This is a genomic window from Burkholderia sp. TSV86, assembly GCF_001522865.1.
Classification (GTDB): domain Bacteria; phylum Pseudomonadota; class Gammaproteobacteria; order Burkholderiales; family Burkholderiaceae; genus Burkholderia.
The window spans coordinates 21,717-47,390 of the sequence record NZ_LOWB01000058.1 but is presented as its reverse complement, the minus strand read 5'-3'; the positions used below and the strand labels follow the sequence as shown (position 1 = coordinate 47,390).

General features: G+C 61.3%; 35 protein-coding genes and 1 pseudogene. 21 read left to right on the top strand and 15 right to left on the bottom strand.

The window, feature by feature from the left end; translation table 11 throughout:
• Positions 1-169: pseudogene (locus WS68_RS27450) on the top strand (IS481 family transposase); the annotation flags it as partial.
• A gap of 30 nt (positions 170-199) precedes the next feature.
• Here WS68_RS27450 and WS68_RS09095 read toward each other — a convergent pair.
• The 9 genes from WS68_RS09095 to WS68_RS09060 all read right to left on the bottom strand — a co-directional run bounded on the left by WS68_RS09095 (position 200) and on the right by WS68_RS09060 (position 7,641).
• On the bottom strand, positions 200-2,728 hold the full coding sequence (locus WS68_RS09095) for a hypothetical protein (protein WP_059570485.1): 2,529 nt from the start codon (positions 2,726-2,728) through the stop codon (positions 200-202).
• A gap of 11 nt (positions 2,729-2,739) precedes the next feature.
• Complete coding sequence (locus tag WS68_RS09090; RefSeq protein ID WP_059570484.1) at positions 2,740-2,958, bottom strand: hypothetical protein; 219 nt, start codon at positions 2,956-2,958, stop codon at positions 2,740-2,742.
• Between the two features lie 13 nt (positions 2,959-2,971).
• Complete coding sequence (locus tag WS68_RS09085; RefSeq protein WP_059570483.1) at positions 2,972-3,316, bottom strand: VirB3 family type IV secretion system protein; 345 nt, start codon at positions 3,314-3,316, stop codon at positions 2,972-2,974.
• Between the two features lie 14 nt (positions 3,317-3,330).
• Positions 3,331-3,681, bottom strand: a complete 351-nt coding sequence (locus tag WS68_RS09080; RefSeq protein WP_059570482.1) for a hypothetical protein — start codon at positions 3,679-3,681, stop codon at positions 3,331-3,333.
• Entirely contained in the window at positions 3,626-3,937 is a 312-nt protein-coding gene (locus WS68_RS27445; protein WP_156429421.1) for a hypothetical protein, read from the bottom strand. The genes WS68_RS09080 and WS68_RS27445 overlap by 56 nt, the downstream gene beginning before the upstream one ends.
• A gap of 132 nt (positions 3,938-4,069) precedes the next feature.
• Positions 4,070-6,058: a type IA DNA topoisomerase gene (locus tag WS68_RS09075; protein WP_059570481.1), complete on the bottom strand. Its 1,989-nt coding sequence runs from the start codon at positions 6,056-6,058 to the stop codon at positions 4,070-4,072.
• A gap of 22 nt (positions 6,059-6,080) precedes the next feature.
• Positions 6,081-6,764, bottom strand: coding sequence for a lytic transglycosylase domain-containing protein (locus WS68_RS09070; RefSeq protein WP_197419562.1), 684 nt, complete (start codon positions 6,762-6,764; stop codon positions 6,081-6,083).
• Positions 6,757-6,987: a hypothetical protein gene (locus WS68_RS09065; protein ID WP_059570479.1), complete on the bottom strand. Its 231-nt coding sequence runs from the start codon at positions 6,985-6,987 to the stop codon at positions 6,757-6,759. The genes WS68_RS09070 and WS68_RS09065 overlap by 8 nt, the downstream gene beginning before the upstream one ends.
• 54 nt (positions 6,988-7,041) lie before the next feature.
• The gene (locus tag WS68_RS09060) at positions 7,042-7,641 is read right to left on the bottom strand and encodes a hypothetical protein (protein WP_442857155.1); all 600 of its coding nucleotides are present in this window, start codon (positions 7,639-7,641) and stop codon (positions 7,042-7,044) included.
• Between the two features lie 974 nt (positions 7,642-8,615).
• Here WS68_RS09060 and WS68_RS09055 point away from each other — a divergent pair.
• The 9 genes from WS68_RS09055 (at position 8,616) to WS68_RS25890 (ending at position 13,384) form a co-directional block, all read left to right on the top strand.
• Complete coding sequence (locus WS68_RS09055; RefSeq protein ID WP_059570478.1) at positions 8,616-8,960, top strand: hypothetical protein; 345 nt, start codon at positions 8,616-8,618, stop codon at positions 8,958-8,960.
• Positions 8,961-9,010: 50 nt separating this feature from the next.
• On the top strand, positions 9,011-9,229 hold the full coding sequence (locus WS68_RS09050) for a hypothetical protein (RefSeq protein ID WP_059570477.1): 219 nt from the start codon (positions 9,011-9,013) through the stop codon (positions 9,227-9,229).
• Between the two features lie 104 nt (positions 9,230-9,333).
• Positions 9,334-10,020 (top strand): PspA/IM30 family protein, encoded by a 687-nt coding sequence (locus tag WS68_RS09045; RefSeq protein WP_082709898.1) that lies wholly within the window; start codon positions 9,334-9,336, stop codon positions 10,018-10,020.
• A gap of 2 nt (positions 10,021-10,022) precedes the next feature.
• A complete protein-coding gene (locus WS68_RS09040; RefSeq protein WP_059570475.1) occupies positions 10,023-10,595 on the top strand; it encodes a hypothetical protein in 573 nt (190 codons plus the stop codon).
• Between the two features lie 47 nt (positions 10,596-10,642).
• Entirely contained in the window at positions 10,643-11,149 is a 507-nt protein-coding gene (locus WS68_RS09035) for a hypothetical protein (protein ID WP_059570474.1), read from the top strand.
• On the top strand, positions 11,149-11,844 hold the full coding sequence (locus WS68_RS09030; RefSeq protein ID WP_059570473.1) for a hypothetical protein: 696 nt from the start codon (positions 11,149-11,151) through the stop codon (positions 11,842-11,844). Before WS68_RS09035 ends, WS68_RS09030 begins: the two co-directional genes overlap by 1 nt.
• Before the next feature lie 23 nt (positions 11,845-11,867).
• Positions 11,868-12,206: an H-NS histone family protein gene (locus tag WS68_RS09025; RefSeq protein WP_059570472.1), complete on the top strand. Its 339-nt coding sequence runs from the start codon at positions 11,868-11,870 to the stop codon at positions 12,204-12,206.
• Positions 12,203-12,667, top strand: coding sequence for a hypothetical protein (locus tag WS68_RS09020; RefSeq protein ID WP_059570471.1), 465 nt, complete (start codon positions 12,203-12,205; stop codon positions 12,665-12,667). Before WS68_RS09025 ends, WS68_RS09020 begins: the two co-directional genes overlap by 4 nt.
• A 474-nt stretch (positions 12,668-13,141) precedes the next feature.
• Positions 13,142-13,384, top strand: coding sequence for a hypothetical protein (locus WS68_RS25890; protein WP_082709897.1), 243 nt, complete (start codon positions 13,142-13,144; stop codon positions 13,382-13,384).
• A gap of 258 nt (positions 13,385-13,642) precedes the next feature.
• Here WS68_RS25890 and WS68_RS27440 read toward each other — a convergent pair whose 3' ends face one another.
• Positions 13,643-13,801, bottom strand: coding sequence for a hypothetical protein (locus WS68_RS27440; protein WP_156429420.1), 159 nt, complete (start codon positions 13,799-13,801; stop codon positions 13,643-13,645).
• 80 nt (positions 13,802-13,881) lie between these two features.
• On the opposite strand from WS68_RS27440, the gene WS68_RS09015 reads away from it, so the two are divergent.
• Both WS68_RS09015 and WS68_RS09010 read left to right on the top strand, forming a co-directional pair.
• Positions 13,882-14,169 carry a hypothetical protein gene (locus tag WS68_RS09015; protein ID WP_059570470.1) on the top strand — a complete coding sequence of 96 codons (288 nt, stop codon included), beginning with the start codon at positions 13,882-13,884 and terminating at the stop codon, positions 14,167-14,169.
• 72 nt (positions 14,170-14,241) lie between these two features.
• On the top strand, positions 14,242-15,252 hold the full coding sequence (locus tag WS68_RS09010) for a hypothetical protein (RefSeq protein ID WP_059570469.1): 1,011 nt from the start codon (positions 14,242-14,244) through the stop codon (positions 15,250-15,252).
• A 29-nt stretch (positions 15,253-15,281) separates the two neighbouring features.
• Here WS68_RS09010 and WS68_RS09005 read toward each other — a convergent pair whose 3' ends face one another.
• Positions 15,282-15,539 (bottom strand): hypothetical protein, encoded by a 258-nt coding sequence (locus tag WS68_RS09005; protein WP_059570468.1) that lies wholly within the window; start codon positions 15,537-15,539, stop codon positions 15,282-15,284.
• Positions 15,540-15,755: 216 nt separating this feature from the next.
• Here WS68_RS09005 and WS68_RS09000 point away from each other — a divergent pair, with 216 nt between their 5' ends.
• The 5 genes from WS68_RS09000 to WS68_RS08980 all read left to right on the top strand — a co-directional run bounded on the left by WS68_RS09000 (position 15,756) and on the right by WS68_RS08980 (position 20,375).
• Positions 15,756-16,088: a hypothetical protein gene (locus WS68_RS09000; RefSeq protein ID WP_059570467.1), complete on the top strand. Its 333-nt coding sequence runs from the start codon at positions 15,756-15,758 to the stop codon at positions 16,086-16,088.
• A complete protein-coding gene (locus WS68_RS08995) occupies positions 16,085-16,360 on the top strand; it encodes a hypothetical protein (RefSeq protein ID WP_059570466.1) in 276 nt (91 codons plus the stop codon). The genes WS68_RS09000 and WS68_RS08995 overlap by 4 nt, the downstream gene beginning before the upstream one ends.
• Positions 16,357-17,493, top strand: a complete 1,137-nt coding sequence (locus WS68_RS08990) for a zeta toxin family protein (RefSeq protein ID WP_059570465.1) — start codon at positions 16,357-16,359, stop codon at positions 17,491-17,493. Before WS68_RS08995 ends, WS68_RS08990 begins: the two co-directional genes overlap by 4 nt.
• Positions 17,494-17,765: 272 nt before the next feature.
• On the top strand, positions 17,766-19,034 hold the full coding sequence (locus WS68_RS08985; protein WP_156429419.1) for a helix-turn-helix domain-containing protein: 1,269 nt from the start codon (positions 17,766-17,768) through the stop codon (positions 19,032-19,034).
• A gap of 420 nt (positions 19,035-19,454) precedes the next feature.
• Positions 19,455-20,375, top strand: a complete 921-nt coding sequence (locus WS68_RS08980; protein WP_059570463.1) for a DNA-binding protein — start codon at positions 19,455-19,457, stop codon at positions 20,373-20,375.
• Between the two features lie 40 nt (positions 20,376-20,415).
• Here WS68_RS08980 and WS68_RS08975 read toward each other — a convergent pair whose 3' ends face one another.
• From WS68_RS08975 to WS68_RS08960, 4 genes are all read right to left on the bottom strand, one after another.
• Complete coding sequence (locus WS68_RS08975; RefSeq protein ID WP_156429418.1) at positions 20,416-20,733, bottom strand: hypothetical protein; 318 nt, start codon at positions 20,731-20,733, stop codon at positions 20,416-20,418.
• Positions 20,734-20,762: 29 nt separating this feature from the next.
• Positions 20,763-21,092, bottom strand: coding sequence for a hypothetical protein (locus WS68_RS08970; RefSeq protein ID WP_059570461.1), 330 nt, complete (start codon positions 21,090-21,092; stop codon positions 20,763-20,765).
• A 147-nt stretch (positions 21,093-21,239) separates the two neighbouring features.
• Entirely contained in the window at positions 21,240-21,533 is a 294-nt protein-coding gene (locus WS68_RS08965; protein ID WP_059570460.1) for a type II toxin-antitoxin system RelE/ParE family toxin, read from the bottom strand.
• Positions 21,521-21,793, bottom strand: a complete 273-nt coding sequence (locus WS68_RS08960) for a CopG family ribbon-helix-helix protein (RefSeq protein WP_059570459.1) — start codon at positions 21,791-21,793, stop codon at positions 21,521-21,523. The genes WS68_RS08965 and WS68_RS08960 overlap by 13 nt, the downstream gene beginning before the upstream one ends.
• 820 nt (positions 21,794-22,613) lie before the next feature.
• Between WS68_RS08960 and WS68_RS08955 the strand changes: the two genes are divergently transcribed.
• From WS68_RS08955 to WS68_RS28305, 4 genes are read left to right on the top strand one after another with little or no spacing between them, the layout of a single operon-like run.
• The gene (locus tag WS68_RS08955) at positions 22,614-23,108 is read left to right on the top strand and encodes a single-stranded DNA-binding protein (RefSeq protein WP_059570458.1); all 495 of its coding nucleotides are present in this window, start codon (positions 22,614-22,616) and stop codon (positions 23,106-23,108) included.
• Positions 23,109-23,163: 55 nt separating this feature from the next.
• Positions 23,164-23,502 carry a TrfB-related DNA-binding protein gene (locus WS68_RS08950; protein ID WP_059570457.1) on the top strand — a complete coding sequence of 113 codons (339 nt, stop codon included), beginning with the start codon at positions 23,164-23,166 and terminating at the stop codon, positions 23,500-23,502.
• Entirely contained in the window at positions 23,499-24,296 is a 798-nt protein-coding gene (locus WS68_RS08945) for a ParA family protein (RefSeq protein WP_059570456.1), read from the top strand. Before WS68_RS08950 ends, WS68_RS08945 begins: the two co-directional genes overlap by 4 nt.
• Positions 24,297-24,298: 2 nt before the next feature.
• Complete coding sequence (locus tag WS68_RS28305) at positions 24,299-25,462, top strand: ParB/RepB/Spo0J family partition protein (RefSeq protein ID WP_059570455.1); 1,164 nt, start codon at positions 24,299-24,301, stop codon at positions 25,460-25,462.
• The last annotated feature ends 212 nt before the right edge of the window (positions 25,463-25,674 follow it).

Here is a 25,674-nt window from a genome sequence, read left to right as displayed (position 1 = left end):
CAAGAAGATCTACGACTCGATCGCCACCTTGCAGACGGACCTTGATGCGTGGCTCGACCAGTACAACAATGAACGAGAGCATCAGGGGCGCTGGTGTTACGGCAAGACGCCGATGCGCACTTTCCTCGATTCGCTCGATCTCGCCAAGGAGAAACTCATCCCCCATTGACGACTCGTACTTTGTCGGCCCGACTACCTGTCAGATCAAGTCCCGGCTAATACACTTGATGAGATAGCGATTGCTGCCGACAGGCATGCCGCTCACGACAATCTGGAACTCCGTTTCCGTCAGCTTGAGTCCATCGACGTATGCCTTGCGATCGCCCTTCGGATTCGGGCACAGGATCATGGTCGCGGTCTGCTGGATAATCGTGCTGCTGATCGCAGAATTCACAATGTCCTCAGCTTCCTGCGTACCCATGCCGAGCAGACCGTTTTTCTTACGGATCGTCTTGAGCTCGTCCTTGGCGATGTAGCTCAATTCCTCGTCTTGGAGGCTCTTCCAGAACTCATCCCAGAACCACACGAACGGCGAGCCCGTAATCATTTCGTGGCGAACGCGGTGCGCCAGGTACATGATGATCGGCGAGCGCAGTTCGGGGATTTCGAGGAAGTCGGTAATGTCGAAGCCGACGATCTTCGCGCCGAGCGAAATTTCGTCTCGATCGCCGTCGAATACCCATGCGTGATCGCCGTCATACACCCATTGTTCGAGGCGGGCTTTCGCGCCTTCCATCGAATCGCTCGGGATGAGGTCGAACACGTCACGCAGCCGGCGCGTTTCGGCCGGGCGCTCCATGACCTGACGCACGGCATACGTGATCGAATTCGACTCGCGCATCGAGAGTGCTTGCCCGGCCGACGAGCACAACTTGCGAACGAGTCGAATCAGCAACGCAACGTTTGCTTCGTTGCGCTCCATTTGAAGCGGAGCCATTCCCGAGTAACGGGCCTTGCCGTTCTCGTCGGTTTCGTGCTTGATCGACAGGTACGTGCCGCCGTTAGCCACGACCATGAGCTTCATGCCCTCGTCCTTATCGAGCACTGCGATTCGCATACCGGGAATCTTCGTGCTGAACGTGGCGAGAACACCTTGCATGACGGTCTTACCGCTACCGGCCGGCCCGATGATGATGAAGTTGCCAAGGTTCGCGATCATTTGCTTAACCGCCGCCTTGATTTCCGGCGTGCGCTTCGCAAACGGCGCCTCAGTTTCGTCAACGAAAGTCATCGGCGGCACGTCGCTGTCGAGGAATTCTTCCTCGTCCTTCGCAACCTGCAATGCTGTCACTTCCTGCTCGGCGATCGAGGCGTACACATCGCGCGCGTTGCGACGCTCTTCTTCCACGGCAATTTCGTCGGCGGCCGACACCTTCGCATCGTAGTCCAGCGAGGCGCTGTTACGAATGAGCTTCTGGATCGCGGCCTTCGAGTGGTGGAAGTTGAAGAAATAGGGCGAGCCGGCAGTGGTACGCATCATCGCGATCGCGTCGCCCCACTGATTGTTTTCCTTCTGCCCGGTCGGGTAGTTGTGGAATGCAGACAGCGAAGCGAAATTCCGCGAATCGAGGCCGCTCAGACGCGGACGCTCGCGGAAATTGCCGGGCAATTGCCCGAGAAACGATTCGACGAGCGATTCGTCCTCGCGCGCGACGTTGCAACCGATACTGCCGAGCGCCGTTTGCGCGACAGCGACAGCATTGCGCAGCGTCTTTTGATCCTTGCCGAAAACGTTCAGCGACAGATGATGCGCGCCGTACACGATTTCGCCGTTGTTGAGCATGCGAATCTTGTCGTCGATATCCTCGATTTGCTCTTCGACGAGATTGCCGCTGCCGGCGAGTTTGTTCCGCTCGCGCTGCAACGCTTCATGCGCGGTAACGCGATCCATGAATTGATAGCTCTGCGTGAGCACGTAACTAAACGGCTCGTTGAGCAGGCCATCGAGCAGGCCGGGATAGGTGTTGCCCGGATAGGTCTGGAAGGCCAGAAACACGCCGTAGCGCGTTTCTACCGGCCCGCGCAGTTCGTAGGCGTCCACACCCCAAATCGGCCGGGCGGTCGGCAGGTAGCTCGAAATATCAGCCGCGAGCACCGGCACACGCTGCCAGTAGCCATTGACGAGATAGCCGAAAAATTCGAGCACTTCGGAGTAGAGGCTTCCGTTATGCCGATAGGTCTTGAGTTGCACAGGGTTGTACCGCGCAAGCATGCGCGAAAGCGTGCGAACCGCATCCGTTAGCTTGTCGCGAGCCTCGGCGCGAACCTCATCGAGCTCGCCCGCCGCGCGCTTGTTCGTGTTCTTGCGCAGCAGCACGGCCCGCTCGGCCGCTTCGACGATTGGACGATAAACGAGCGTGATGTAGAGCTTGCTCGCCATGAGACGCGTGCCTGTTACGTCCGCGCGATACGTGTCGTTGAATTGCTGCGCGAACTTCGTCGGGAATGACCCATCCACATAGGTCTTTTCCTCGTCGTGGACGGTATGTGTCCAGATCGTCAGGTGCGGACTGGCGAGGTTGCGCAGGATGATGTTCAGCGTTTCGTGCGCAATGTTGACGTCGCCAATGTCGGCCGTCTGGAACGCAACGCCATCGACGGCAACGACCGTCGTATAGTCGCCCGCCTGCGTGCTCACGAATTCGTGCGTCGCATGAACCTTGTACGGAATTTGACCGGCGATGAAGCCGGTATTTTCAAGCAGGAATTGTCGGTCAGCCAGATTCATAGTGCTCTCTGCTATCGGAGTAAGTGCCGCAGTGCGACGGCTCCGAGGATCAGGCTCACGCCAATCCCCAACGTTGCCGCCAAGTCATGCCCGTGCATCGTCGCGCCGACCATCCGATAGACCGAACTGCGGACCACCGAATCAATGATGAGATCGAGAATGCCGTGCGCCCCATGACCACCGGAGTACGCACCAAAACGCGGAATTGCATGAGCAACGATCGGTGTCATCACGTCGTCCCCTTTAACGCCAAACCTTGCTCTTGCGATGCCGGAGCGGGCTTAACGTCGTTGCGCCCCAACGGCGACGCGCACGGTTAAACCAGCGAGTGCGTGCCGCTGCCGCCATGAGCTCGATGAAGCGCTCTTCGACCCGGGAACGGATGCGGGCCATGCCGTACAGCGGCAGGCCCACCAAACCGAAAAACGGGTTCTTGAAGAACAGGAAGCCGAACAGAACGAGCTCGGCGCTAAAAGCGAAGATGATCGCGAGAGCGGAAATCGGGATTCCGCCCTTCATGACCGGCTTCGTCATGCCGAGCGCGACTTTCTCGACCGTGATGAGTTCATCCCTGTCGGAAGAGGCCATGTCGGAACTCGCGCTCAGACGGCCAGCGATGCGGCATACGTCGCGAGAGCGAGGCCACCACCGCCTGCCACGATCCAGCCGATGATATTGAGCAGCCGTGTCCACTGCGCGAACCCGAACACGCCTGCGATCGTGCAGAAGATCACGCCGATACCGGCGATGATCGCGAAGCCCGCCGAAATGATTTGCAGGATGCTTTGAGCCGGAGACGCGATGCTCACCTGCGCAAAGCACAGCGCCGGCAGCAGCGAGCCGGCGACGACAGCGCCGCGCGCCGTCGCCAGTTGGACGCGCTTGCGCGCGAGAACGTCAGTCAGGAATTTCGCCAGCTTCGGGCGGTTCAGGTCGGCCGTTTGCAATTGCATTTGCTTCACTCTCAGAAAAATGACGAAGGAATATGGTCGGTATTGGCCCATAGGTCTTGTCGAGGTAATCGACGAGGCTATCGAGGCTCGACCAAGTACGGGGTTTCTTGCGCTGCGTGATTAGTTGCACCTCGCTTTCCTGCCACATGAAACGGGCATGGAGTTCGTATTTGTCATCGACTTCAACCACCCTGAAACTGACTAGCTGCCCCAGGGACTCGCGCTCTTTCAGCGCCACTTCGTTGATCGTGTCCATCCTCGTGTTTGTCTCGTAAGGTGAGGGACACAATTCTATCCACATACGAGCCTTGAGCATCAAAATTACTCGTTTTGATATTTCAGATCATAGGGTGTCAGCAATCAAAAAGCAACGAATTGATTTATCAATTTAGTGCTTTTTGAGAAGGGCGAGCCCTTTCTTTGCCGGCTTCCTCCCGCCGACCTGAACCCCTCCGGGCTTCTTCATCGTTGCCGCGTAATCGGGCTTGCCGTTCTTGTTCGGATAGGTCTGCGAACACGTGCCGCGATCGCTGCACCCCCAAAAGTCGTAGCCTTTCGAGTCGCCCGAAGCAGCGCGTTTCAGGTGAATCAAAGGCTTCCCACAACGGCACTTGTGGGCCGAGAGGGCAGGGCCAGCCGCAGCGCCCGGCTTGCCGTTGGCATCCGGCCGCGTCGTCTTGCAATCGTCCGGATAGCCCGAGCAGCCCCAAAACGGCTCTTTGTCGTCGGGTTCAATCCGGTGCATGGGACGCCCACACGTCGGACACGGAAAACGCGGCTTCACATCACGCAGGAACCGCGTGACTTCCGTATCAATGTCACTCTCGAACGCCGCGACCGTATCGACGTACTTCGCGCGACCTTGCGCAATCTCGTCGAGTCGCGCTTCCATGTCGCGCGTGTAGTCGAAATCCATGAAGCCGAAACGGCCGTTGAGCGTCTGATAGACGTAGATGCCGAGGTCGGTCGCGAACAGCCGCATATCGCTCGTCTGCGTGGCATAGCCGCGATCGAGCAACGTCTTGACCATGCTCTGAAACGTCGAGGGCCGGCCGATGCCCCGCTCGTCGAGGATCTTGATAAGCGACGCGTCAGTAAGACGGGCAGGCGCACGCGTTTTCTTCGCGACAACTTCGCCGGTCGGCGCGAGCGCCGAGCCCTTCGTGAGCTTCGGAATCGGATTGGCGACTTCGGCCTCTTGCTCTTCCGCCTGGTCGCCTTTCGTCAACGAAAGCCAGCCCGGTTCGAGCAGCGTGCGGCCCTTCGCCGTGAACGTGACCGGCTTGCCGTCGAACTCCCCACCCGACAAGACAGCCGTGCGCGTCGCGTACTTCGCTTCGGCCATCTGCGACGCAACCGCGCGTTGCCAGATGAGCCGATACAGCGCGCGCTCTTGTGGCGTATCGCCTGCTTCCAGCACTTCAAACTCAGTAGGCCGTGTGGCTTCGTGACCTTCTTGAGCGCTCTCGCGTGCCTTGAACTGGCGATGCTTCTCGGCGCGCGGCAGGCCGGCCGCGTCGCAATAGGCGAAGATCGCCGCAACGGCGTCGGCCGACAGGTTCGGGCTATCGGTGCGGTGGTAGGTAATCAGCCCTTTCTCAAAGAGCTTTTGCGCCGTATCCATCGCGTCGCTCGTTTTCATCTTGAGCGACACCGATGCGGCCTGCTGCATCGTTGACGTAGTGAATGGCGCGGGCGGCGAACGCGTCGCGCGGCCTTCGTCAAACTGCGCGACTGTCACCGAGGCAAGCGCCGCGATGCGCGTCGCGAGCTCGCGATCGAGCACATACGGCGACTCTTCGGTAACGAAGGGCTTCGTGTCCCATTCCGCGAACCATTCGCCGAAATCCAGCTTCACGCCGAAGTGATCGGTCGGCTTGAAGAATTTGATGGCGAGCTCACGCTCGGCGACGATGCGATTAGCGATGCTCTGCACGCGACCGGCCGACAGCTTCATGCCGCCAATCTGGCTCAGTGCCGGGCTCACCTTGTAACCAAGAAAACGATCCTCAACGCGACGCGTTTCCTGCGCCAACACGCGCTGATTGTCGATCTTGTCGGGCTTCGCGATGACCTTGCGAACGAAGTCGGCCGTCAGCTCATTGAAGCGAACGCGCTTGTACTCCGTGATACCGCACGCGTCTTTGATGTGCCATGAAATCGACTCGCCCTCGCGATCCGGGTCGGTCCCGAGGTAAATCTCATCGGCAGTTGCCATCGCCTTCTTGATCGCTGCAACTTGGCGCGCGCCGCGCTCGCTCAACACATACTGCGGCCGATACGTCGGCGCACTTACGCCCATTTCGTCATCCGGCAAATCGCGGATATGGCCGTAAGTGGCGATGATTTTCCACTCGTCGCCCAAAATCTCTTGCAACGTGTGAACCTTATTCGGCGACTCAATTAGCAGGAGTTTTGTCACCGTCATCCTCCGTGGCTTCGTATTTAAGACCCCCGCTCTTTCCGGCGCTCGTTCCGCCGTCAACCTCGCGCACCGCCCACGCAGGGGCAGGGCGCTCGGCCGGCGCAAGACGCCGGGCACGCAACACAACCGCGCCCGATGCCGCGTTTGCCGGCGCTGCCGGCGACGCATTCTTATCAATCGCCGGCACAACCGGGATTGCGTTCGGATCGTCGGATGCTGCGAGCACAACCTTTTGCACGTAACCTTGCCGGAACCCGGTCACGTAGTTGCCGCTGTAATAGCAGCTAAAGGCCGCGCGAAGCGCTTGCTGATCGCTGCGATAGATCGGCTTCGCGCGCGTGAAACAGTCTTGAAGAATGGCGGCACCGGCCCGGAGATTCCGGCACAGATCGAAAATCGTGTCGTAGCTTTCGCCATACTTGGCAAGGTTGTAGCGGTTCACCTGAACCGCTCCGAGGCTGAAGTTATAGCCAAGCCGTTCGAGCTCGCGCGCCGTCGCAACGGCTTCCGCTTTGTTGCGCGGCTGGCGTTCGAGCTTCCCGCCTACGACACCGATCGCATACGGATTGAACGACGATTCGACGTGAGCGACCGCGGCGAGCGTTTGCGGCGCGACAGTCGGCGCGCACTGCTGCGCGATGGCGATGAAATCAAGCATCGCGGCCACCATCACGATCGAACGCTGACACAAGAGCGAACGCGAGCGTGCGGGCCTGCACGCACAACGCCACGACGACAAGCCCGAAAACGCTCATCGCAGCCATAGCGGCATGCGAGTGATTCGCACCATCCGGCAACCACCCGGCGCGTTCCGCTGCAATGAGCGCAAAGCCGAGAATCGCCGCAAGCATCACGGCCCATGCACCGAGCTTGAGGATCAAGTCCCGACGCGAATTGCTGTCGAGCAGAGTACGGTTTCTCATCGCCGACCCCGCTTACCAGTGAACACGGTTGTACATCTTGCCGTTCACGTACACGTCGATTGCGCGCGGCGATTTGTACTGCTGCCACTGCACCTGATCGTAAACCGTGATCGTTTGCTGATCGCCGTCGTTGTAGTTGCCGATCGTGTACGTGCCCACAATATTGCCGACGCACGCCTGCGGCCCTGCGGCTTGCCCTTGGCTTTGCGGCTCCGACATTTGCGGCTGGCCGACCAGCGTGTATTGATCGGCACCGCCATAGAACCAGCTTTGTTTCTTCGTCGTGTTGCGCGAGCCCTGCACGGCATAGCTGCCTTGAGCGGCAGGTTTCAGAGGCGAGGGGCAGGGGTCGTAAGGGGCGTAAAGCTGCTGCGCGTAATTGCCCGGTTGGTTGCCGTCCGACTGATCGCAAGTCGGGAAGGGCCGCATGTGATCCAGATCGTCCCACAGACGAGTGATCGGCGGCACGCACTCGGAGTACTGCGTCGGGCCGCCCGGATTCGCAAGGCACAGCAGCACCTGACAGCCGTAGGTACTCGCATGTGCCGCTTGAGGCACCGTCCATGAACCCATCATCAACGCCAAAACCGCGAGAGGCTTACCGAGTTTCATACCGCGCTCCTTGATCGGACAGAAGAGAAGCGCGCCTCGGAATCCGGTAACGCGCTCGTCAAAAACTGTTAAATTGACTAATCAAAATGGTATGTTTTGATTGTCGAATCATAAGCTGAAATCGTTGGTAAGACAAGAAAATTCGCATATCACAGTAGGTGCAAACGTTATGCGTTCTGGGTATTGCATCGGGTGCAAGGTCGGCGGCATGGTTCGCAAACTGCGGGGCTTCCCGCGTCCTGCGGTCGCGGTCGGGCTGTTGTGCCGCAGCCGAGCTCACGGCGCGCGCGCCGTGACCGTGGGCGGCATCGAGCCACGCTGCGCGTGTCTCGACCCATTCGGGCTGTCATCCCTAAGCCAGCGGCGGGAGCCGCTTCGAGGGCATCGCCCTCACCCCTGAAAGCCATCGACGACGTGCCACGCGCGGGAGCGCGAGGCAATGCAACACCGTCGCGGGTTCGAGCTCGTCGGGCGCGCATGTCTGCGGCGGGATACGCCCCCTCGCCCGCGCTTACGCGCGTGCGCCCGCTACCACGGCGGGGGGGCTACCGCCGCACCCAACAGTCCACCGGACTGTTGGGCTTCGGACACATGCGCTCGGAGCCGTCACAGGTATTCCACGGCCCTAGTTTGGCTTGCAGAGAGGGAGGTCGGCCGGGGTGGTGCGGTGCAGCGAGAGGATGGCATCGGATGACCCGCTCAGCTGCTCGACGACAGGGCGAAGAGCCTTATGTTTTATGGGTCTTGCCGAACGTGTGTGGAATTGCGCAGCGCGGCATGGATAACGAAAGAATGCGATGCTAAGTAGTGCAGATAATTTTGTAACGGGCGTGCAAAAACACTTGTTACAGGGGTTGGCTACAGGTATAATTGATTCACTGGTTGGCGATGAGCCGACGTAGGGGAGACGGCCCGAACAGCGGGAACTGTTCATCGCGGGCCGTCAGACACAGTAACCAACGGGAGTCAGCAATATGTCCACTTCGAATGATAGCAGCGGCGATCGCGAAATAGCGCGGATCGAGACGATCAAGATTGTCCCGACATGGGCGGGCTTGTTGATGGCGCTGTTGGCGCTGTACGAGGACGGCGACCGGGCATACGCGCGCGCGGAGCTCACCCGCATGGCGATGTTCGCCGACGCCGCAGCCGACGCGGCCGACGTGCTGCACCAGATCGCGGACCAGACCGACGCGCAGGGCAACCCTGCCGAGCTCAGTCGCGAGCAAATGCGCGAACTCGCGCGCGGAGTGCTCGCCATCTTCGCCCGCGTTCCGAAGCCTGCAACCCCTTCGCATCAATCGGAAAGCGACGGCTAATCACGCAGCGCCGGCCGCTCTGGCCGGCACATTCGAAGGAGGGCGCACCTATGGCGACCGCTTGGATTTACGACCGGGACTATCACCGCTTCGAGGCGCATCGGGTTACGCCCGCCGAGGTGCGTGAGCTCGCCGCGACTGGCGAAACGCTCGTATGTCGCGACGGCGACCGCCTCGCATTCATCGACGCCGGGCGCGTCGTGCCGTGGCTTCCGGGTCAGGTGCAGCGCATCGACGGCTGCGAATTCCCGCGAGGCATGTTCGTTTGATTCATACCGCGCGCTCGACGCACGCGGAGGCAGTAGCGGCAGGCAACGGCGCTGGAATCGCCGAAGCCCGCCTGACCATCCTCAACCTGATAGGAGATTGAACAATGGCTACCAGCATTGTAAAGCGCTTGGTGCGGCTGATTCGAGCAACGGCGCACGATACGCTCGACACGATCGAAGATCCGGGCGCGACGGCGCGCGAAATGCTGCGCGAGCTCCGCGCCGAAATCGCCAAGACCGAGGAAGCTACCGCATCGGTTATTGCGGATCAAAAGGCGATCCAGAAGAAGCGAGACACGGCGCACGCGACGGCGCTCGACTGGAATGCCAAGGCAGAGCAGGCCGTGCGGCAGCAGCGCGACGACCTCGCGACGGCCGCGCTCGAGTACGCCGCCCGAGCCGAGCGAAATGTGACCGTGTTCGACGCGTCGCTTGCTGTGCTCGCGCCGCGCGTCGAATCGTTGCGCGCGAAGCTCGACGATTTGCGCGGCAAGCTCGACGACGCGAACAACGAGGCCGAATTGCTCGATGCACGCGCAAAGGTCGCGAACGCATCGAGCCGCGCTGCACGCGTGCTCGGCGACGTGGGCGGTAACCCGATCGACTTCGACAGCGTGCGCGCTCGCGTCGACAAGATCGAGGCCGAATCCGAAGCGCTCGACGAGCTCGCGCGCGACAAGGCAGGCAGCAACATCGACGCGGAACTCGCGGCGCTCACGCCCACGCCCGTCGCCGATCGTCTTGCCGCGCTCAAAGAGCGGGTTGCCGCCGGCGCCGGCGCGGAGGCTTGACCATGAAGCCCCGCGCCCTTGCAACCATCGCGGGCGGGCTCGGCTTGCTTTGCGCCCCGGCGCTCGCTTTCGCGCAGATGATGCCGATGGACAGGCCCATCGACATACTCACCGGAGTAGTGGCAACGTGGATGCCGGTCATGGCCGGTATAGCGATACTCCTGTTCGCGCTCATCAAGGTGTTAGGCGAAGAGGCGTTCGGCACGCTGCTACTCGGGGCGCTCGCGATCGTGTTTTTCCCGGTCACGCTGATCGTGTTCGCCTACCAGCTCTTCGTCAGCGCGAAGGAAATGCGTGAGCAGGACGCCAAGCGCCGCGAGCTTGCCGACGCCGAGGCCGGGACGCGTGCGGCGTTCGATGACTGGCTTACCGAGGCCGTATTGCGTGCCGAAATTGCCGTGTGTGTCGAACCATCGAGCGCGGAGGCCCGCGCGGAGCTCGACCGCCTGCAGGCGGCGAAGCAGGCGAACGGCGTGCGCCTGGTCGAGCTCCACGACAGGCCCGACACGGCAGAGGTCACGCCGGGCCACATCGAGGCCGTTAAGGGTCAATGGGCCACATTACAGCAGGCATAATCCGAGGTTGCCCGCGTCGATCGCGGGCTTTTTTAAAGGGCTACAAGATGAATGAAATGAAACGGTTCTGGTTTCAGTTGACCATCGGGGGATGGCTCGGCATGGGCGCGTTCGCCGGCATCGTGGGGCGTTCATGGGGATCGTTCGGGGTGTTCGCTGCGATCGCCGCGTACTTCTTCGCGATCGGAGCGGGCCGCGAGGCGGGCCGCTCGACACGCCCGCCTGTACGCATCGCAGGTAACGTCATATGGGCCGCATGCGCGCTCCTGTTCGTCGGGGCCGCGCTGCTGGCCGTCGAGCGCCTGTATCTCGTCAACGGCGGGAGCTATCCGAGCTTTCTCGCGCACGACCTTGGCGCGGCAAGCTACAGCACGCTCGAAAAGCTGCGTCTGAACGAATGCAAGGGCGAGGGTATGGAGGTCTATCGCAAGGGCGATGACCGTTATGTGATCCGCTGCGGCTTTTCGTGGATCGAAGGGCATACCTACATATCGACTGCGAACCCATACGCAGACGTGCTCAAAGGGCTCAATACGGACAAGGGGGGCAAGTGATGAAGCGCGCTTGGCAGTTCTTTACCGACTATCTCATGGTGATCCTGCTTGTACCTGCGCTTTGCGCAGCGGCCGCAGCCTATCACGTGACACGCGAAATCGACGCGAACGACTACGCCGTGTTGCGCGAGGCGTGGCCGAGGCTTCACCAGCCGACGCGTGACACGATTGCCGACGCCATGAAGCGCGGCAACGGCACAATCAACAATTGGGACTACACGAAACTGTTCCGGCTCGCGATCAACGACGCCGGGGGGCTCGTACTGAACGAGGCGAGCGACGCTGTAGCAGACGAGCGCGCGGCGCTCGTTCGCACCATGAATCCGACAGCATCGGCCGGCAAGGAAATGAGCCTGCTAAAAGGCACGGCGTTTCAATGCGTGTCGTATTTCAAGGCGACGTATCTCATGGGAGCCAAAGACGACTCGCCAGTTCAGTGCGTCGTCGCGAGCGACGTTCATGCAACGATTTCCGGCAAACTCGTTATCCCGCGCAAATCGAGGCTTTTCGGTTGGAAGAAGGGCGATCAGATCGAGTGGACTTCGTGGACGACGGAAACCGGCATCGTCGTCGGCGACAAGGTGTTAAACGGCACCGCATTCGCGTCGCGCATTCCGATCCACGACGACGACCCGTTCACCGTGATCGCACTCCACGATATTGACGTGCCGGTACTTGCGGTATCGGGTAACTGATCGACAGCACGGGAGTAGGGCAGATGGCAGGCAAAACCTACCGCGAATTGCGCGCCGAGCTCGTCGAGCTCGACGCACAAATCGAGCAGGCGAGGGCGCGCGAGCGCACCGATGCTATTGCGACCATCCATCGACTGATGGATACCTACGGCATCAAGCACATGGAGCTTGTGCGCGGCCCCGGAAGCCGGGGCAAATACGACACGGCTCCATTGCCGCCGAAGTACCGCGACCCGGTAACTGGCGCGGAGTGGGCCGGGCGTGGTAATCCGCCGCGCTGGCTGCGTGGCAAGGACCGCAGCCGTTACCTTATCTCGCCGGCCGTGCAGCCGCCGAAGTCACGCGCGGAGCGAACGCAATGAGCATTGACCTCGACACGATCAAGAACCTTGTTCTCATCGGCGTGTGCTGCGTCATGGCATATATCGTCGTGCGCAAGATTTCGCCGTACCTGTGGGGCCGGCGAGAGGGTGAAAACGCATTGCAGCACATCGAGCGCGCCTTGCAGGAAGAGCAGCAGCGCAACGAGCAGCAATATCTCCTGAATGCTCCGACGAAGGCCGAGGCGAACAAGATACACATCGTCAATGTCGGCCTACTGATCGGCGTGCTCTTCGTCGCTACGCGCTTCCGGTTGCTTGAGTTGCCGACCTACGCATTCCTGTACGCTGCGGCCGGCCTCATCGTCAACCGCCTGTTGCGCGTCATTCCTGCCGAGCGATTCGCCGGGCTCTCGTTCGGCAACCGGATTTATCTGCGTCTCTATCACGCGTGGCAGTGGCCGCGCTATGTTGCGCTCGCGCTCATGCGCAAGCGCGGTTGACGCGGCGGGAGCCGCTTCGAGGGCAACGCCCTCGCTTCTAAAGACAGACGAACGAGCTTGCGCGGGAGCGCAAGCGATTCCGAGTCAGATCCACAGCCGGCGCGAATCCTCGCGCCGGTTTCATATCCAGAGTGCGCCCGATCGGGCGCACTGCATCGCTCGCCGCTTGGCGTTTTTCTCCGACGCCGCGCGCCTTGCCGCTGTTTCCCTGATTCGCGCCTTATCCCGCAACTATAGGCACGCCGTGCGCCCGCACAAGGGCCGTTCCGGGCCGTGTCAGTCGCTGCGCTCCATCCCGCACCACCCCTCCACTGTTCCCCCTTGCGCGGTCGCCCGTCGCGCCTAACCCGAGTTGCGGGGCGACGAACTCAGGGAAACAGCGGCAAGGCAAGAGCCCGCGCCATCTCCGAAAAACAAAAACGACAAACCGGGGACGGCCGAATCTTGGGAAACAACGTGAAAGGAGCAACGGCGATGTACACCAAAGACAAGTCTCTACGCGTGATGGTGCAGCAGTGGCTTCACGCAGGCCCGCAAACCCCCGTGCGCGTCGTGCGATTCCAGCGCACGGCAATGGATCATCGGCGCTATGTCGAAGTTGAGGCAATGCGTCCGCAAGGACCGATCGCGCTGATTTTCTTCCGTCACGACGACCACACCTGGTGCGTGACGCCTCAACGTCTCGAAGTACCAATGATGCGAGCAGCCTTCAACTGATACAGCAGCCCGGCCGGCACACGTTGAGCCGGCCACTTCCCACGGTTACACAGGAGAGCAAACGATGCGACTCAGCAGCTATCACCGCTTGATGCACACGCGCACGCTTGAGCTCGCGAAGCAAGCGCGCTCGAACGGCGAGAGACACGCCCGCCTTATGGCGCAAGCCCGCGCAGCAAGGTTCTATTTCGTGCAGCTTCGGGCGCTTGCCGAGTGAAGAGGCGAGGACCGGGCCGCTATTGGCCCGGTCGCCGTTGATTAGCGGGCGCGACGGCCGCGGCGTCTGTCGAGCAGCTTCCACACGACCGCGAGCGCGAGCAGGGCAAGCAGCCACATTGCGCCGTGAGGGTGAGTGTCGAGGGTGACGACGAGGCCGCTAACTGAATCGACGAGCTCGCCAGTTTGATGCAGTGACACGTTCAAATCCTTTCGCTGTTGCCCCTCTTCAATAGCAGGCGTGCGGGCCAGAAACAAGCGAAAAAAACATCGAGGCAGCTATGAATCAAACACGCTTTCTCTTCTCCGACGAAGCCGACGCGCAAGCGTATTGGGCCGGCAAGGAATTTAAGAAATGGGCGGTTGACGTGACGGCCGGGCCCGCGAAGCGGCCGACCTTCGCACGCACGTACTACGCACACACACGAACGGCCGAGGGCGCGATTGAATCCGTCAAGCGGAATATGTTCGAGAAGGTGCGCGGCGCTCGATACCATGCACGCCTTGCTGGCCCGCGCGAGCTTGGCTGCAAGCCTGTATCGGCCGATGGCAAGGTGCTCGATTGGTGAGAGGTAAATAGCCGGCGAGAGCCGGCGCAGAGCCCTTAGAATCAGCCCCATCGACCGTAACTGAGTGCAGGTATGTCCGAAGAAATTCAGCGTCTCAACTACAGCGCGCACGCGCTTGACCAGTTCGCCGCGCTTATCCCGACCATTCGACGCGACATGCCCGGCATGCGTGCCGGCTATGAGGCCGTGTCCCAACTGCTGCGAGTCAGTGTCAAGTATCTGTTGCCGAACTGCGCCGAGCTCATCGACGTGCGCGAGCTCCGGCAGGTACACATCGACAGCATGCGCTTGCCGCATCCAGTCGTCGCGCTTGAGGCACCGTGGATACTGACAGACGGCGAGGGCGGCGATAAGACCGCCGCGCGCTCGCCGAAGCGTATCGCGTTGTGTGTCGAGCTCGATGCCGACGTGGCCGAGCTCTTGCCCGGCACCGCGCACTTTCTCGCCGAAGAGGGCGGGGGTGTGTGCGTGATTCCGGTTTTCTGGACCGAGGCGGGCGGCTGGCAGATCGCGCCGGGTGGAGCGTTCGTGCCGCATTCGAACGAGGTTAGCGCCTATGTGCCGGAAGAGGCCGACGAGCGCACGCGTATGGTCAATGAGCCATTGCGCGAGGCAGGCTTGTCGCCGAAGAAGATGCGCCAGTTTCAGGTTGCGCCGTTCGTCGTGTTGCCAGAGCGGTACGAGCACGACGTGCAACAGTACGGGTCGTTGCGCGCCGTGCATGCGCGCACGCTTGCAGAGGCCCGCGATGAAATCCTCGCGCTGATCCAGACAGGTTGCGTCGTGAACTGCGCGAACATCGACGCGCCGATACTCGATGCGCCGGCCAAGCTGAACCGCAAACGCGAGCAGGCCGGGCGCACGCCGTTTTTCGATTACCGCGTGCTCGCTCTCAGGCCGCCGCAGGGAAAAGCCGGCGACGGCCGAGGCGGGCAGCACGCCAGCCCGAAGGCGCACATACGGCGCGGCCACATTCGGCGGCTCGAACACAAACAGGTGTGGGTGTCCGATGCGCTCGTCAATGCGAGCTCCGAGCGCGGCGTCGTCATGAAGGATTACGAGGTTCGACCGCTTCGCCGATAGCGGCCGGCGTGCGCCTGGTCGAGCTCGATTCAGCGATAGAGGACGAGATTCGAGTTTTCCGGCGCGAGGTAGATCACAAGCCGGTCGTAGTACCACGACAGCGCGCCGAAGCCGATGCCGAATGCGAGCATCGTCAGCTTCGGCGACCAGCCCACGCGGCCACCGCCAAAGACGAGCGTACCAAGGAAGCCGAAGAGGAACAGGCCCGAGAGCAACCGGCAGAGAACCAGCACGAGCCCCCGGAACGTGTAGAGGATATGGAACAGGACGGTTTTTAGCAGTCGCATGATGGCGTCTCCGTTGGCCGAGCGCCGTCAGCTTATCATGTGGTGAAACTCCGCTTCTGTATTGCACAATACATATTCTAGTGAATTCGGTAAGAACGTAACTAACTCCGAATGGGTCGGCCCGGTAATATTGGCCGGGTTAACCATTTTTGCCTTTTTGGCTCGCCGAAACTAGAATAGTGGACAGGCCGAAAACGCCTTTATGGAGTTGGACCGATGGCCGATAGAGAACTAATTACCAGCACCACACTGAGGGAGCTTGTTGACGCAGGCTCGATTCGTCATGCCGTCATTGTCGGGGAGCCGCAGGGCTTCGCGATCGTGGTCAAGTACGGACTGACGGAACGAGTTGTGCAAGCAAGGCGAGGGCACGTGCGTCGTTTCAAGACCATCGACGCAGCAGCAAAGACGCTGCACGCGCTCGGCATCGTGCATGCCGAGCTCGACCTGTCCAACCTGGCCACGCCCGCGACGCTGTTCGCGGACGGCCACGACGAACACGACGGCAGAGCCGTCTTGCGTCGCACAGCAGGAGGCGAGACACGATGATCGCAGGGATAAATGACGACAAGGCCGTGCGCTACGAGGGCGCGGCCGAGATCCTTAACATGATGCTCGCGCACAACACGCGCGCGCAGGCCGACGAGGAAGCCAAGGCGAAGCCGAACGCGAAGCGCTTGGATGCGCTGAACGCCGAGCGCCAAACGTTGCTCGCAGAGCGCCGCGCGCTCGACCCGGACGACGCGAAGGCGATCGACCATGTATACGCGGACTATGCGCCCGTCGTTAAACGTCGTTTCGCGCAGTCGCAGGCGGCATGAAACCAGAGGATTTCAAACTATCTCAGACCGAGCATGACAGGCAGTTCGCCAGAATCCGCAGCGACGCTTTCGTCGGCCTCACGCCGGAGACACGACCGCGCGCGATTTTCACTGGCGGTCAACCCGGCTCGGGCAAGTCCATGATCGCCGCGCAAGCGATGAAGGAATTCGGTCATAACGCCGTGCGAGTGGACGCCGACGAGTTACGTCCATATCACAAGGACTACGAACGGTTGATGAGTGCAGGCGTCAAGAATGCGCCTGATCTTGTCCATGCTGACGCGGGCCGTTGGGCGGCATCACTCACGCACGAAGCGATGCAGCAGCGCTATAACCTCGTCATCGACGGCACCATGCGCGACCCGCAGGCTATCGCGACAGTCGCTTCACGCTTGCGCGAGGCAGGCTATACCGTCGAGGGCCGCGTGATGGCCGTCAACGACCTTGTGAGCACCCTCCACATTCACAAGCGCTACGAGAATCAGATGCAGGCGCAGGGCGTCGGCCGCTTTGCGACGAAGGAGCAGCACGAACGCGCGTATAGCGGCTTGCCGACGAGCCTTGAGCTCCTAGAGCGAAACAAGGCGCTCGACAAGCTCACGCTATTCAATCGAGACGGTGCAGCGATCTATCGAAACGAGCTCGACCGTGATCGCTGGATCGAGACGCCGGCCGCGCGTCAGGCACTCGAAATCGAGCGCAACCGGGAAATGACGCTCGACGAGAAGCGCGACCTCGCGACAGGTTGGGGCGGCGTCGTGAAGCAGATGAAGGACCGAGCCGCGCCGGCCGACGAGATTGCATCGACGACGAAGCTCGCCACCGACGAGGTGCGCCGCTCAGCTTCCCACGGCCGAGGCCGAGGCTACGAAAAGCTGTTCGCGTCGGCCGAGCAGATGCGCAAGCAGCCGGCGCTTGTCGGCAAGTTCGCAACGCTCGTCGCCAGTCAGGAAGGGGCAAAGCGGGCGCAACTGGAAGGCGTGCAGCAGGCCATCGCGAAAATGGGCGATCGACTTGCCGCGCGTAAGCAGGAAGCGATTAGCGACGCGGCACCGAAGCCGAAATTGCCGGCACCGACAAAGCCCGCCGTCGTTGTGCCGAAACGCAGTAAGGACGCGGATAAGGACCGGTAAACCCCTTGCCTACAGGAGTTAGCTACAGGTAGAATCAAGAATTAAGTACCTGAATAATCAAGTTTGGCAGATTTGATTATTTAGTGAGAGCAGCAGCCGAAAAACAAAAGCCCGCTTGGCAGGCGGGCTTTTGTAAAGAATCCGGTTAGGCGACCGGGTGAAGCGACTGTTGCAGATGATGATCTGGCGGATCACGTTCATGCAAAGCAGACTAGCAAACTGCATTGTACGCATGAGCGCGACCCCTTGCAACCCTATGGGACGCGCAGCGTATGGGACTGGCACAGGCACAGCTTAGGCTCGATTTACGGAGCCCCGCAGATCATTACGATTTGCTTCACGTCGAGCAGCGCAAAACCGTCGTCGCCTTCACCCCTCAACAATCCCGCCAGTGGCATACCCTCAACGCCGAGGTAGCTCGCGACCGGCTCGCCGCGTGGGTCGATCAGCCCGACGTATACGTGACGCCCAACGAGTTCTATCAGTGGCGTCGCATCGCAAACACGGCCGCGTTCAACGCCCTCTACGTCGATATTGACGCCCACAGCGGGCAGGATATAGCGGCTCTCGTCGAAACCGCGCTCGACGGGCTTGTACGAGCGAAGATTCCCGAGCCGAACACGATCGTCTATACCGGCCGGGGCGCACACTTCTACTGGCTCATCAAGCGCACGCCCTCGATGGCGCTCCCGCGCTGGCAGGCGTGCCAGCGCGAGCTCGTTCGCGTCACTGGCGCCGATCGCATGAGCGCCGATGCGACGCGCGTGCTGCGCGTCATCGGCAGCATCAACGGCCACAACGGCCAGAAGGTACGCGCCGAGCTCCTGACGCCGGCCCGCTACGAGTTCGACTGGCTCGCCGAACAGATCCTGCCGCTTACGCGCGCCGAGGTTCGCGACATTCGCGCCGTGCGAGCCAACGCGAAGAAGCCCCGCCCGAATACAGGGCAGGGCACGATCTACGACGTTTGGTATCTGCGCTATCAGGACTTGCACAAGATCGTGGATTACCACTGGTTCGGCGGCGTCGCCGAGGGCAATCGCGATCGCATCCTGTTTCATATGGCGAACGCCCTTAGCTGGTTCACCGTCTCCGAGGCGCTTGAATCCGAGATAGTCGCGCTCGCACGGCAAATCACGCCGACGCTCACCGAACAGGAAGCCCGCGGCTATTGCTCGTCGATCATTCGGCGCGCGCGCGATACGCAGCGCCACGGCCGCGAAGAGCGTTACGCCTACAAGCGCTCCACGCTGTACGACCGCCTGGCCGACCTGATTCCCGACGAGCTTGCCGTCCAGCTTCGCGCGATCATTCCCGAGTCGCTGCACATCGAGCGACGCCGGGAGTCATGGCGCAAGGCCGACGAGAAGCGCCGCAGGACGGCCGGCAGCGTCGGCCGCGATGAATACCTCGCCCAAGCCGACGATAAGCGTCAGCGGGCTATCCAGCTACGCCAAGAGGGCAAGACCGTCCGAGCGATCGCGGCCGAGCTTGGCATTTCAGTAGGGGCCGTCAGTGGATATCTGAAACCGCGTTCATAGTCCCTCATCCTTGGATAGTGGCGCTAGCCCCGCCGCGTTTCTGCGCGATAGCTTCTCTCTATCGGCATAGTCCCCTTCGGCTGTTCAAAGTCCCTCATCCTTGTATTCGTGCCCTTGGTTTTAAAGGGTTCTCTATTTCATTCGTAGCACAAGCGGAATGTGGTCAAAGGCCGCCAACGAGCGGCCGGTGCGCGAAGCGCATTGTCCACATGGAGCGCGTAGGGAGAGTGTGCGGAAACTGGCGAACCGCCCGCAGGGCGGCTGTCCACACCCTTGTGGTGTGGTCAGGCCAGTTTTCCACACGGCTGATGCTTTTGCGGCGCGATGACTTTCGTTGACGAAAGTCCGCGAGCGGGGGATTGCTTCTTTTCATAACGTAACGTATCATAACAATCATAACGTAACGTATCGGGAGCCGTTATGGGACGCGAAGCTACGATTACCGCCGAGCAGGTCAACGCGATCGCCGACGCGATGAAGGTCGAGGGCACCAAGCCCACATCGCGCGCCGTGCGTGAGCGCTTGGGAAACACCGGCAGCATGGGAACGATCAACAGGCTTTTGCAGCAGTGGAAAGCAGGGCAGGCCCGGCAGGCAACGGCAGCGCTCACGCTTCCGCCCGCGCTTCAAAAGGCGCTGATCGACTTCATGGATGCGGAGCTCACCACCGCTCGCGCGACGCTTGAAGCTGAGCTCGCGGAACAGCAGCAGGAAACGGCAGATCTAGCCGCCGAGAACGAGCGACAGGCCGAGCTCATCGCCGCGCGCGATGAAGAACTCGAAGCGCTCGCGATCGAGAAGGCCGAGGCAGAAGGGAAGGCCGGTCAGCTTTCAGCCGACCTCGACGCGGCACGCGAAGAAGCTGCGCGCGAACGTCACGCGGCCGAGCTCGCGAGAACTGAGCTCGCCAAGGCGCAGTTGCGGCTTGAGGCAATGCCTCGATTGGAAACCGACCTCGCGGCCGTGCGTGGCGAGCTCGACGCCGAGCGGCATGCACGCGTAGCGGCGGAACAGTCGGCCGCAGTGCTCGCCGCGCAGAAGGATGATTTGACCGCTCGCTTGGCAGATGCCGGCTCGCGGCGCGAGCGTGCCGAAGAGACGCTATCGGCGCAGCAACAGCGCACCGACAAGCTCGCAGGCGAGCTCGCCGATACGCGCGCGTCGTTGCAGGCAACGGAGGCACGCGCAAAGGCGTTCGAGCGTGAAGCGGCCGCCGCGGCCGCAGACGCCGAGCGCGCCCGCGCGGAGGCCAAGAAAGCCGGCGAGCAGGCCGCGCAGCTACGCGGCCAACTCGAAGCCAGTCGAGAGAAGAAGCCGGCGCGTTCGCGCTCGGCGGGCTGATCGACGCAGGCCAGAAAGAGCCCGGCATGCCGGGCTTTCTTCACGTCTGTTTCTCGCGGAGCAGTGCATCGAGCCGCGCCGGCACGGCTCGCCTGTCCGTGCCTTTCGGCAGTGTCGCGTTCGGATCGCTTGCCGCGCTTTTCAGGCACGCGACAACCTGGCCGGCGTCGGCCGGCCTGCGCGACAGGTTGCACGTCATCGCCAGTCCGACCACAAGCGCGCGATCGCCATCCGGCATCGACATAAACGACGGCCACACAAGCTCTAGGCGTTGCTTCGCGAGCTCGGCATCGGCTTTGCCCGCGTTGCTCGCGATCTTCGTTGCCACCACGCCGACGGCTGTTGCTCCGATTACCATAGCCGCGATCGCAGCCATGCCATTAACTCTCACGATTGCCGGCTCCCCTTATAGAACGGATACAGACGCGCAAACCTTTCGATGAGCGGATGACGATTCTCGAAGGCTTCCACGTTCGCGATCGTCGTGCGGCGTGCTTCAAGCGCTGCCGTGTTCGCGTCCACCCCTTCGGCGTCGCGAAGTCGTTGGAACGCAGCGTCGTCCGCAGCGCGAAGTGCAAGGTAATCGTTGACCAATTGTGCGCGCTCATCGCGTGAGTAGAACGCATCCACGCCGCGAAGTACCGCGATTTCCTTGAGCGAACCGGCGATGCTGCCGAGTTGTTCCAGCAGCTTGTTTTCGTTGTTTTCGTCGACCATCGTTGCGACTCCTTTTCTCTCAGTCCACGGCTGTAGGGCCGATGATTAGTTAGGATTCCTACGTAATTTTACATAACTAAAGTTATCGAACATTTCGGATGCTCGTTTTCACGGCTTGTTACGCGCTTGCCTCGTCGGGCCATATTCTCAATATCCGGCTTCGCGTTGATGCCGAAACGCGAGTACATACACCGTGTTTTCGCCGCGATCGTATCGGTAACGTGCCACGTAGCCAGCGCCACCGAAGGGAATGATGAGCTCGCGGAGCTCGGGAGACTCGTCGAGCGGCCGGCCTATATCGGGCGAGCGCTCCAACGTCAAAAGGTGCTGTTTGATTGTCTGTGCCGCCCTCTTTGCTGCGTCCGGGGCCTTCTCTTCCAAGAAACGCCGGCACCGCTCCAAGCCGCGCGCGGCGCTCAGGGTAATGATTATTCGTGGCACTCAGGCACCGCCTTTTCTTTGTCCGTGCCCCACGTGTCGAGCCATGCGTGTACCTCTTCGCCCGTCAGGTGAAGCCCGGTTTCGCGGTAGTGCTCCCAGGACGCGAGCGCTTCGCGTCGGAAACTTTCGCGCGCCTCTTCGCGTTCGACGTACTGCGTGATCGCTTCGCGCATGAGCCAGTGCGGTGTGCGTTGCCGCTGCTCGGCAAGGTGTTGGATGCGAGCCTTGAGCTCGTCATCGAGCTTGATCGAAGTTGCCATGATGCGCCTTTAGTAAAAGGTACTACCCGTGAATACTAGGCCGGGTTGCCGGTTATTGCAAGGTACTACCTTGAGGCTTCCCGCGTCCTGCGGTCGCGGTCGGGCTGTTGTGCCGCAGCCGAGCTCACGGCGCGCGCGCCGTGACCGTGGGCGGCATCGAGCCACGCTGCGCGTGTCTCGACCCATTCGGGCTGTCATCCCTAAGCCAGCGGCGGGAGCCGCTTCGAGGGCATCGCCCTCACCCCTGAAAGCCATCGACGACGTGCCACGCGCGGGAGCGCGAGGCAATGCAACACCGTCGCGGGTTCGAGCTCGTCGGGCGCGCATGTCTGCGGCGGGATACGCCCCCTCGCCCGCGCTTACGCGCGTGCGCCCGCTACCACGGCGGGGGGGCTACCGCCGCACCCAACAGTCCACCGGACTGTTGGGCTTCGGACACATGCGCTCGGAGCCGTCACAGGTATTCCACGGCCCTAGTTTGGCTTGCAGAGAGGGAGGTCGGCCGGGGCTCGGGGCTGCGTCGAACGGGGTTTCGTTGACGAAAGTCTGAGCGCGAGAAAGTTGTAACAACGGTCTAAATATACTTGTCACAAGTGCCTGTAACAAGTATAATAGATTCATACGGTAAGCAGTCGCCGTATGGCCGGGGCGGTAGCAGCGGGAACTGTAGCCGCCTTGTTTGAAGGTAAATCGGGAGTTAGCAATGTTTCATATTCTGGCGCTTTTTACTGTTTTCGTCACTCCTTTCGGGGCTGCATCTGCCTCGGATGCAAGCGCCGTTGTTTGCCTGTAAGTCAATCAATTCGAAAGGAGTCACATCATGAGTCTCAACAAGGTCATTCTCGAAGGGAATATCGGCAACATCGACGCGGCGCGTTTCATGCCTAACGGCGATCCTGTCGTGAATTTTTCGCTCGCCACCGACGAGGCATACAAGGACGGTAACGAGTGGAAAACGCGGGCCTGCTGGCATCGCATCGTGGCATTCGGCGATTCGTTCAAGCGTCGGCTTGAGCACGCGAAGCCGGGCTCGAATGTCGCGATCGTGGGCCGGATTCGCTATCGCCAATGGACGCCGGAGGACGGCGTTAAGCGCACCGTCGCGGAAGTCGTGCTCGAGGAGTTCAGCTTCGTCGGCGGCAAGCGCCAGTCGGGCGCATCGGGCGACAGCGACGCGGGCGACGGGCACGGCAACGGGCACGACGACGGCGCGCCGTTCGACGAGCAACCGGCCGCGGAATCGGAGGCAGCGGCACCGGCCAAGGGCAAAGGTTCGCGTGGAGGCAAGAGGACGGGTAGCGGCGCAGCAAGTTAAATAACCCCTGCCCTGCCGAGTGTTCCCGCGCCCGGCAGGGTTGCAAGGATCACTGATGAAAATCCAGCGAAAGCTAACCCCGGAAGAATTTAAGGCCATCAAACCTCGCTTGAAGCGGATGAGCCAACGTAACGTTGACGCGGCCTATCAGGTCTTGGTGAACGACAAAACGCAGTCTGAAATTGCGCGCGAGCTCGGCGTGACACAGCAAAGCATTGGCGATGCCGTGAATGCCGTTTGGAAGCACTTCCAGAAACACTACGAGCAGGAATCCGGGCTTGCTATCCCGAGTGACTGGATCAAGGTGAGCGCTCTACTGCCGCCCGAAATGGCGAAGGTCGTCACACAGATGGAGAAGTCGGCGCGCGACAAATTGAGAAAGGATCAGCGATGAAAATCTTCGTAGTCGCGAACCAAAAAGGCGGTTCGGCCAAGTCGGTGTTTTCGACGCAATTCGGCTTCCATCTTTCGGAAGTGGAGAAGAAGCGCGTAGCGTTCATCGACGCGGACGAGCAGGCAAGCAGCACGTATACGCTTCGCGCGTTCGAGGGCGGCAACCGTGCGTATCAGTTCTTTGGCAGTGAGCCGGTCAAGGTGAACGGCGACGGTGCCGAAGGCGCGATGACGCTGTTTTCGGCAGACAAAGAGCACCTACGCCTGGTCGAGAAGATGGATGACCAAATCAAGCTAGACGCGAACAAGAAAGCCATCCTGCCGCAAATTGCGACGAACCTGCGTGCGCGGCTGGATGAGATTTCCGACCGGTTCGATTGGTGCGTGATCGACACGCCGGGCGCAAATAGCAAGGTGCCGAATGCGGCCCTGATCGCGGCGGATTACGTCATCGTGCCCTGCACGATCGACTCTTACGCCCTGCCCGTCGCCAACGAAATGTTGACGCGGATTCGTGCTGTACAGCAGCACTTGAATCCGAAATTAAAGCTCGTCGGCTTGTTGCCGGTGCGGTTCAAGGCGAACGATCGTGAAATGGTGCGACACCTCAAAGAGCTCTTGACGTTCCAGAAGGACACCGTTTTGCGCACGAAGATCAGCGACCGTTCGGCGTTTCCGTATGCCGCCGATCATGGTATGCCCGTCTGGAAGGTGGACAAGAGCGCGGCGCGTGAGGCGGCGAAGGAACTGCGCGAAGTGTTCGATGTGATTGGCAGCAAGGTAGGAGGGTTTTAAGAATGGATCTGACTTCACTCAGTAATCTCGCGACGTTCAACGAGCAGCCGGCCGAGGCCGCGAAGGGCGTGCCGCTCGAAATCCCGCTCGACAAGATCATTCCGGGCGACAACCCGCGCACGACGTTTCCGCCCGAGAAGATGGAGCGCATTGCCGCGTCGATTCGCGCGCGCCGCGTGAAGTCGCCGATTTCGGTTCACGCAGTCAGCGCCGAGCAAGTCGCGGCGTACTTCGAATCGAAGGGCCTGCCGTTCTACTACCAGAGCAAGGGGCTCGAAGCGCCGACCGAGCTCGACGGGTTCTATCAGATTAACCACGGCGAGCGCCGCTATCGCGGTTCCGTCATGGCGGGAAACAAGGAGACGATTCCCGCCGTGCTCGATGACGACCACGACGGCATCGACGCACTCGTCGAAAACATCCAACGCGCCGATCTTGACCCGCTCGACATTGCGCATGGGATCGAGAAGAAGGTTAAGGAGGGCATGAGCAAGAAAGACATTGCGCAAGAGATTGGCATGTCGCCGAGCTATGTTTCGAATCACCTTCGCCTGTTGAAGTTGCCCGAGCCGGTCGCGGCCATGATTCGCGAAGGCAAGTCGCAGGACGTGACTGCCCTGCTCCAGCTTGGCAGCGCCTACGAAGAGTTTCCCGAGGAAATCGCGGCATTCTGCGAAGAGAACGAGGAAATCACGCAGGCGCAGGTGCGCAGGTATATCGCGGAGCTCAAGGAGCCGCCGACGCCGCCTAGCCCGCCTACCGTACTGCCAAGCGGCAACGGATCGGCAGGCGTGATTGGCGGCAATGGCGGACTGGATGCGTACCCGAGCGAGGGCGGCAACGCGTCGAGCTCGAACGACGACCCGGAGGAACCGGACGACGGTAGCGCATCGAGCTCGAACGAGGGCGACGGCGGCCACGGCAGCGCGACGAGCTCGAACGGCGACGCAGGCCCGGCAGACGGCGAAGGCTCGCCGGCAGCGCACAAGCCGCCGAAGGCGAAGATTGCCGGCATTGACGTTACCCACGACGGCCGGCCCGCTCGCCTGCTGCTGAAAGTGCCGAGCACACACGGCCTCGCGTGGATCAAGTACGAGGACGACGGCCACGAAACGGAAATCGAGGTCGGCACAATCGAGCAGATCGTATCGGTGGCAGTCGAGTAAGGTACACTGGCAGGAAGCTATTCCGTCACTCCTGCTAGATTGGTGGAAGCCTAGAAAGCCCGTAGCGTTGCCGCGCTGCGGGCTTTTGCTTTTGCGGGTGTGCCGCCCTCCCCTACTCCGCGCCTAGCGGCGCTGCGCGCCCCTAGCGGGGCTTGCCGGTCGTTCCGCGTGTTGCAGGTAGCTCGTCGGGGTCGGCCGGCCGCTATCGCCCT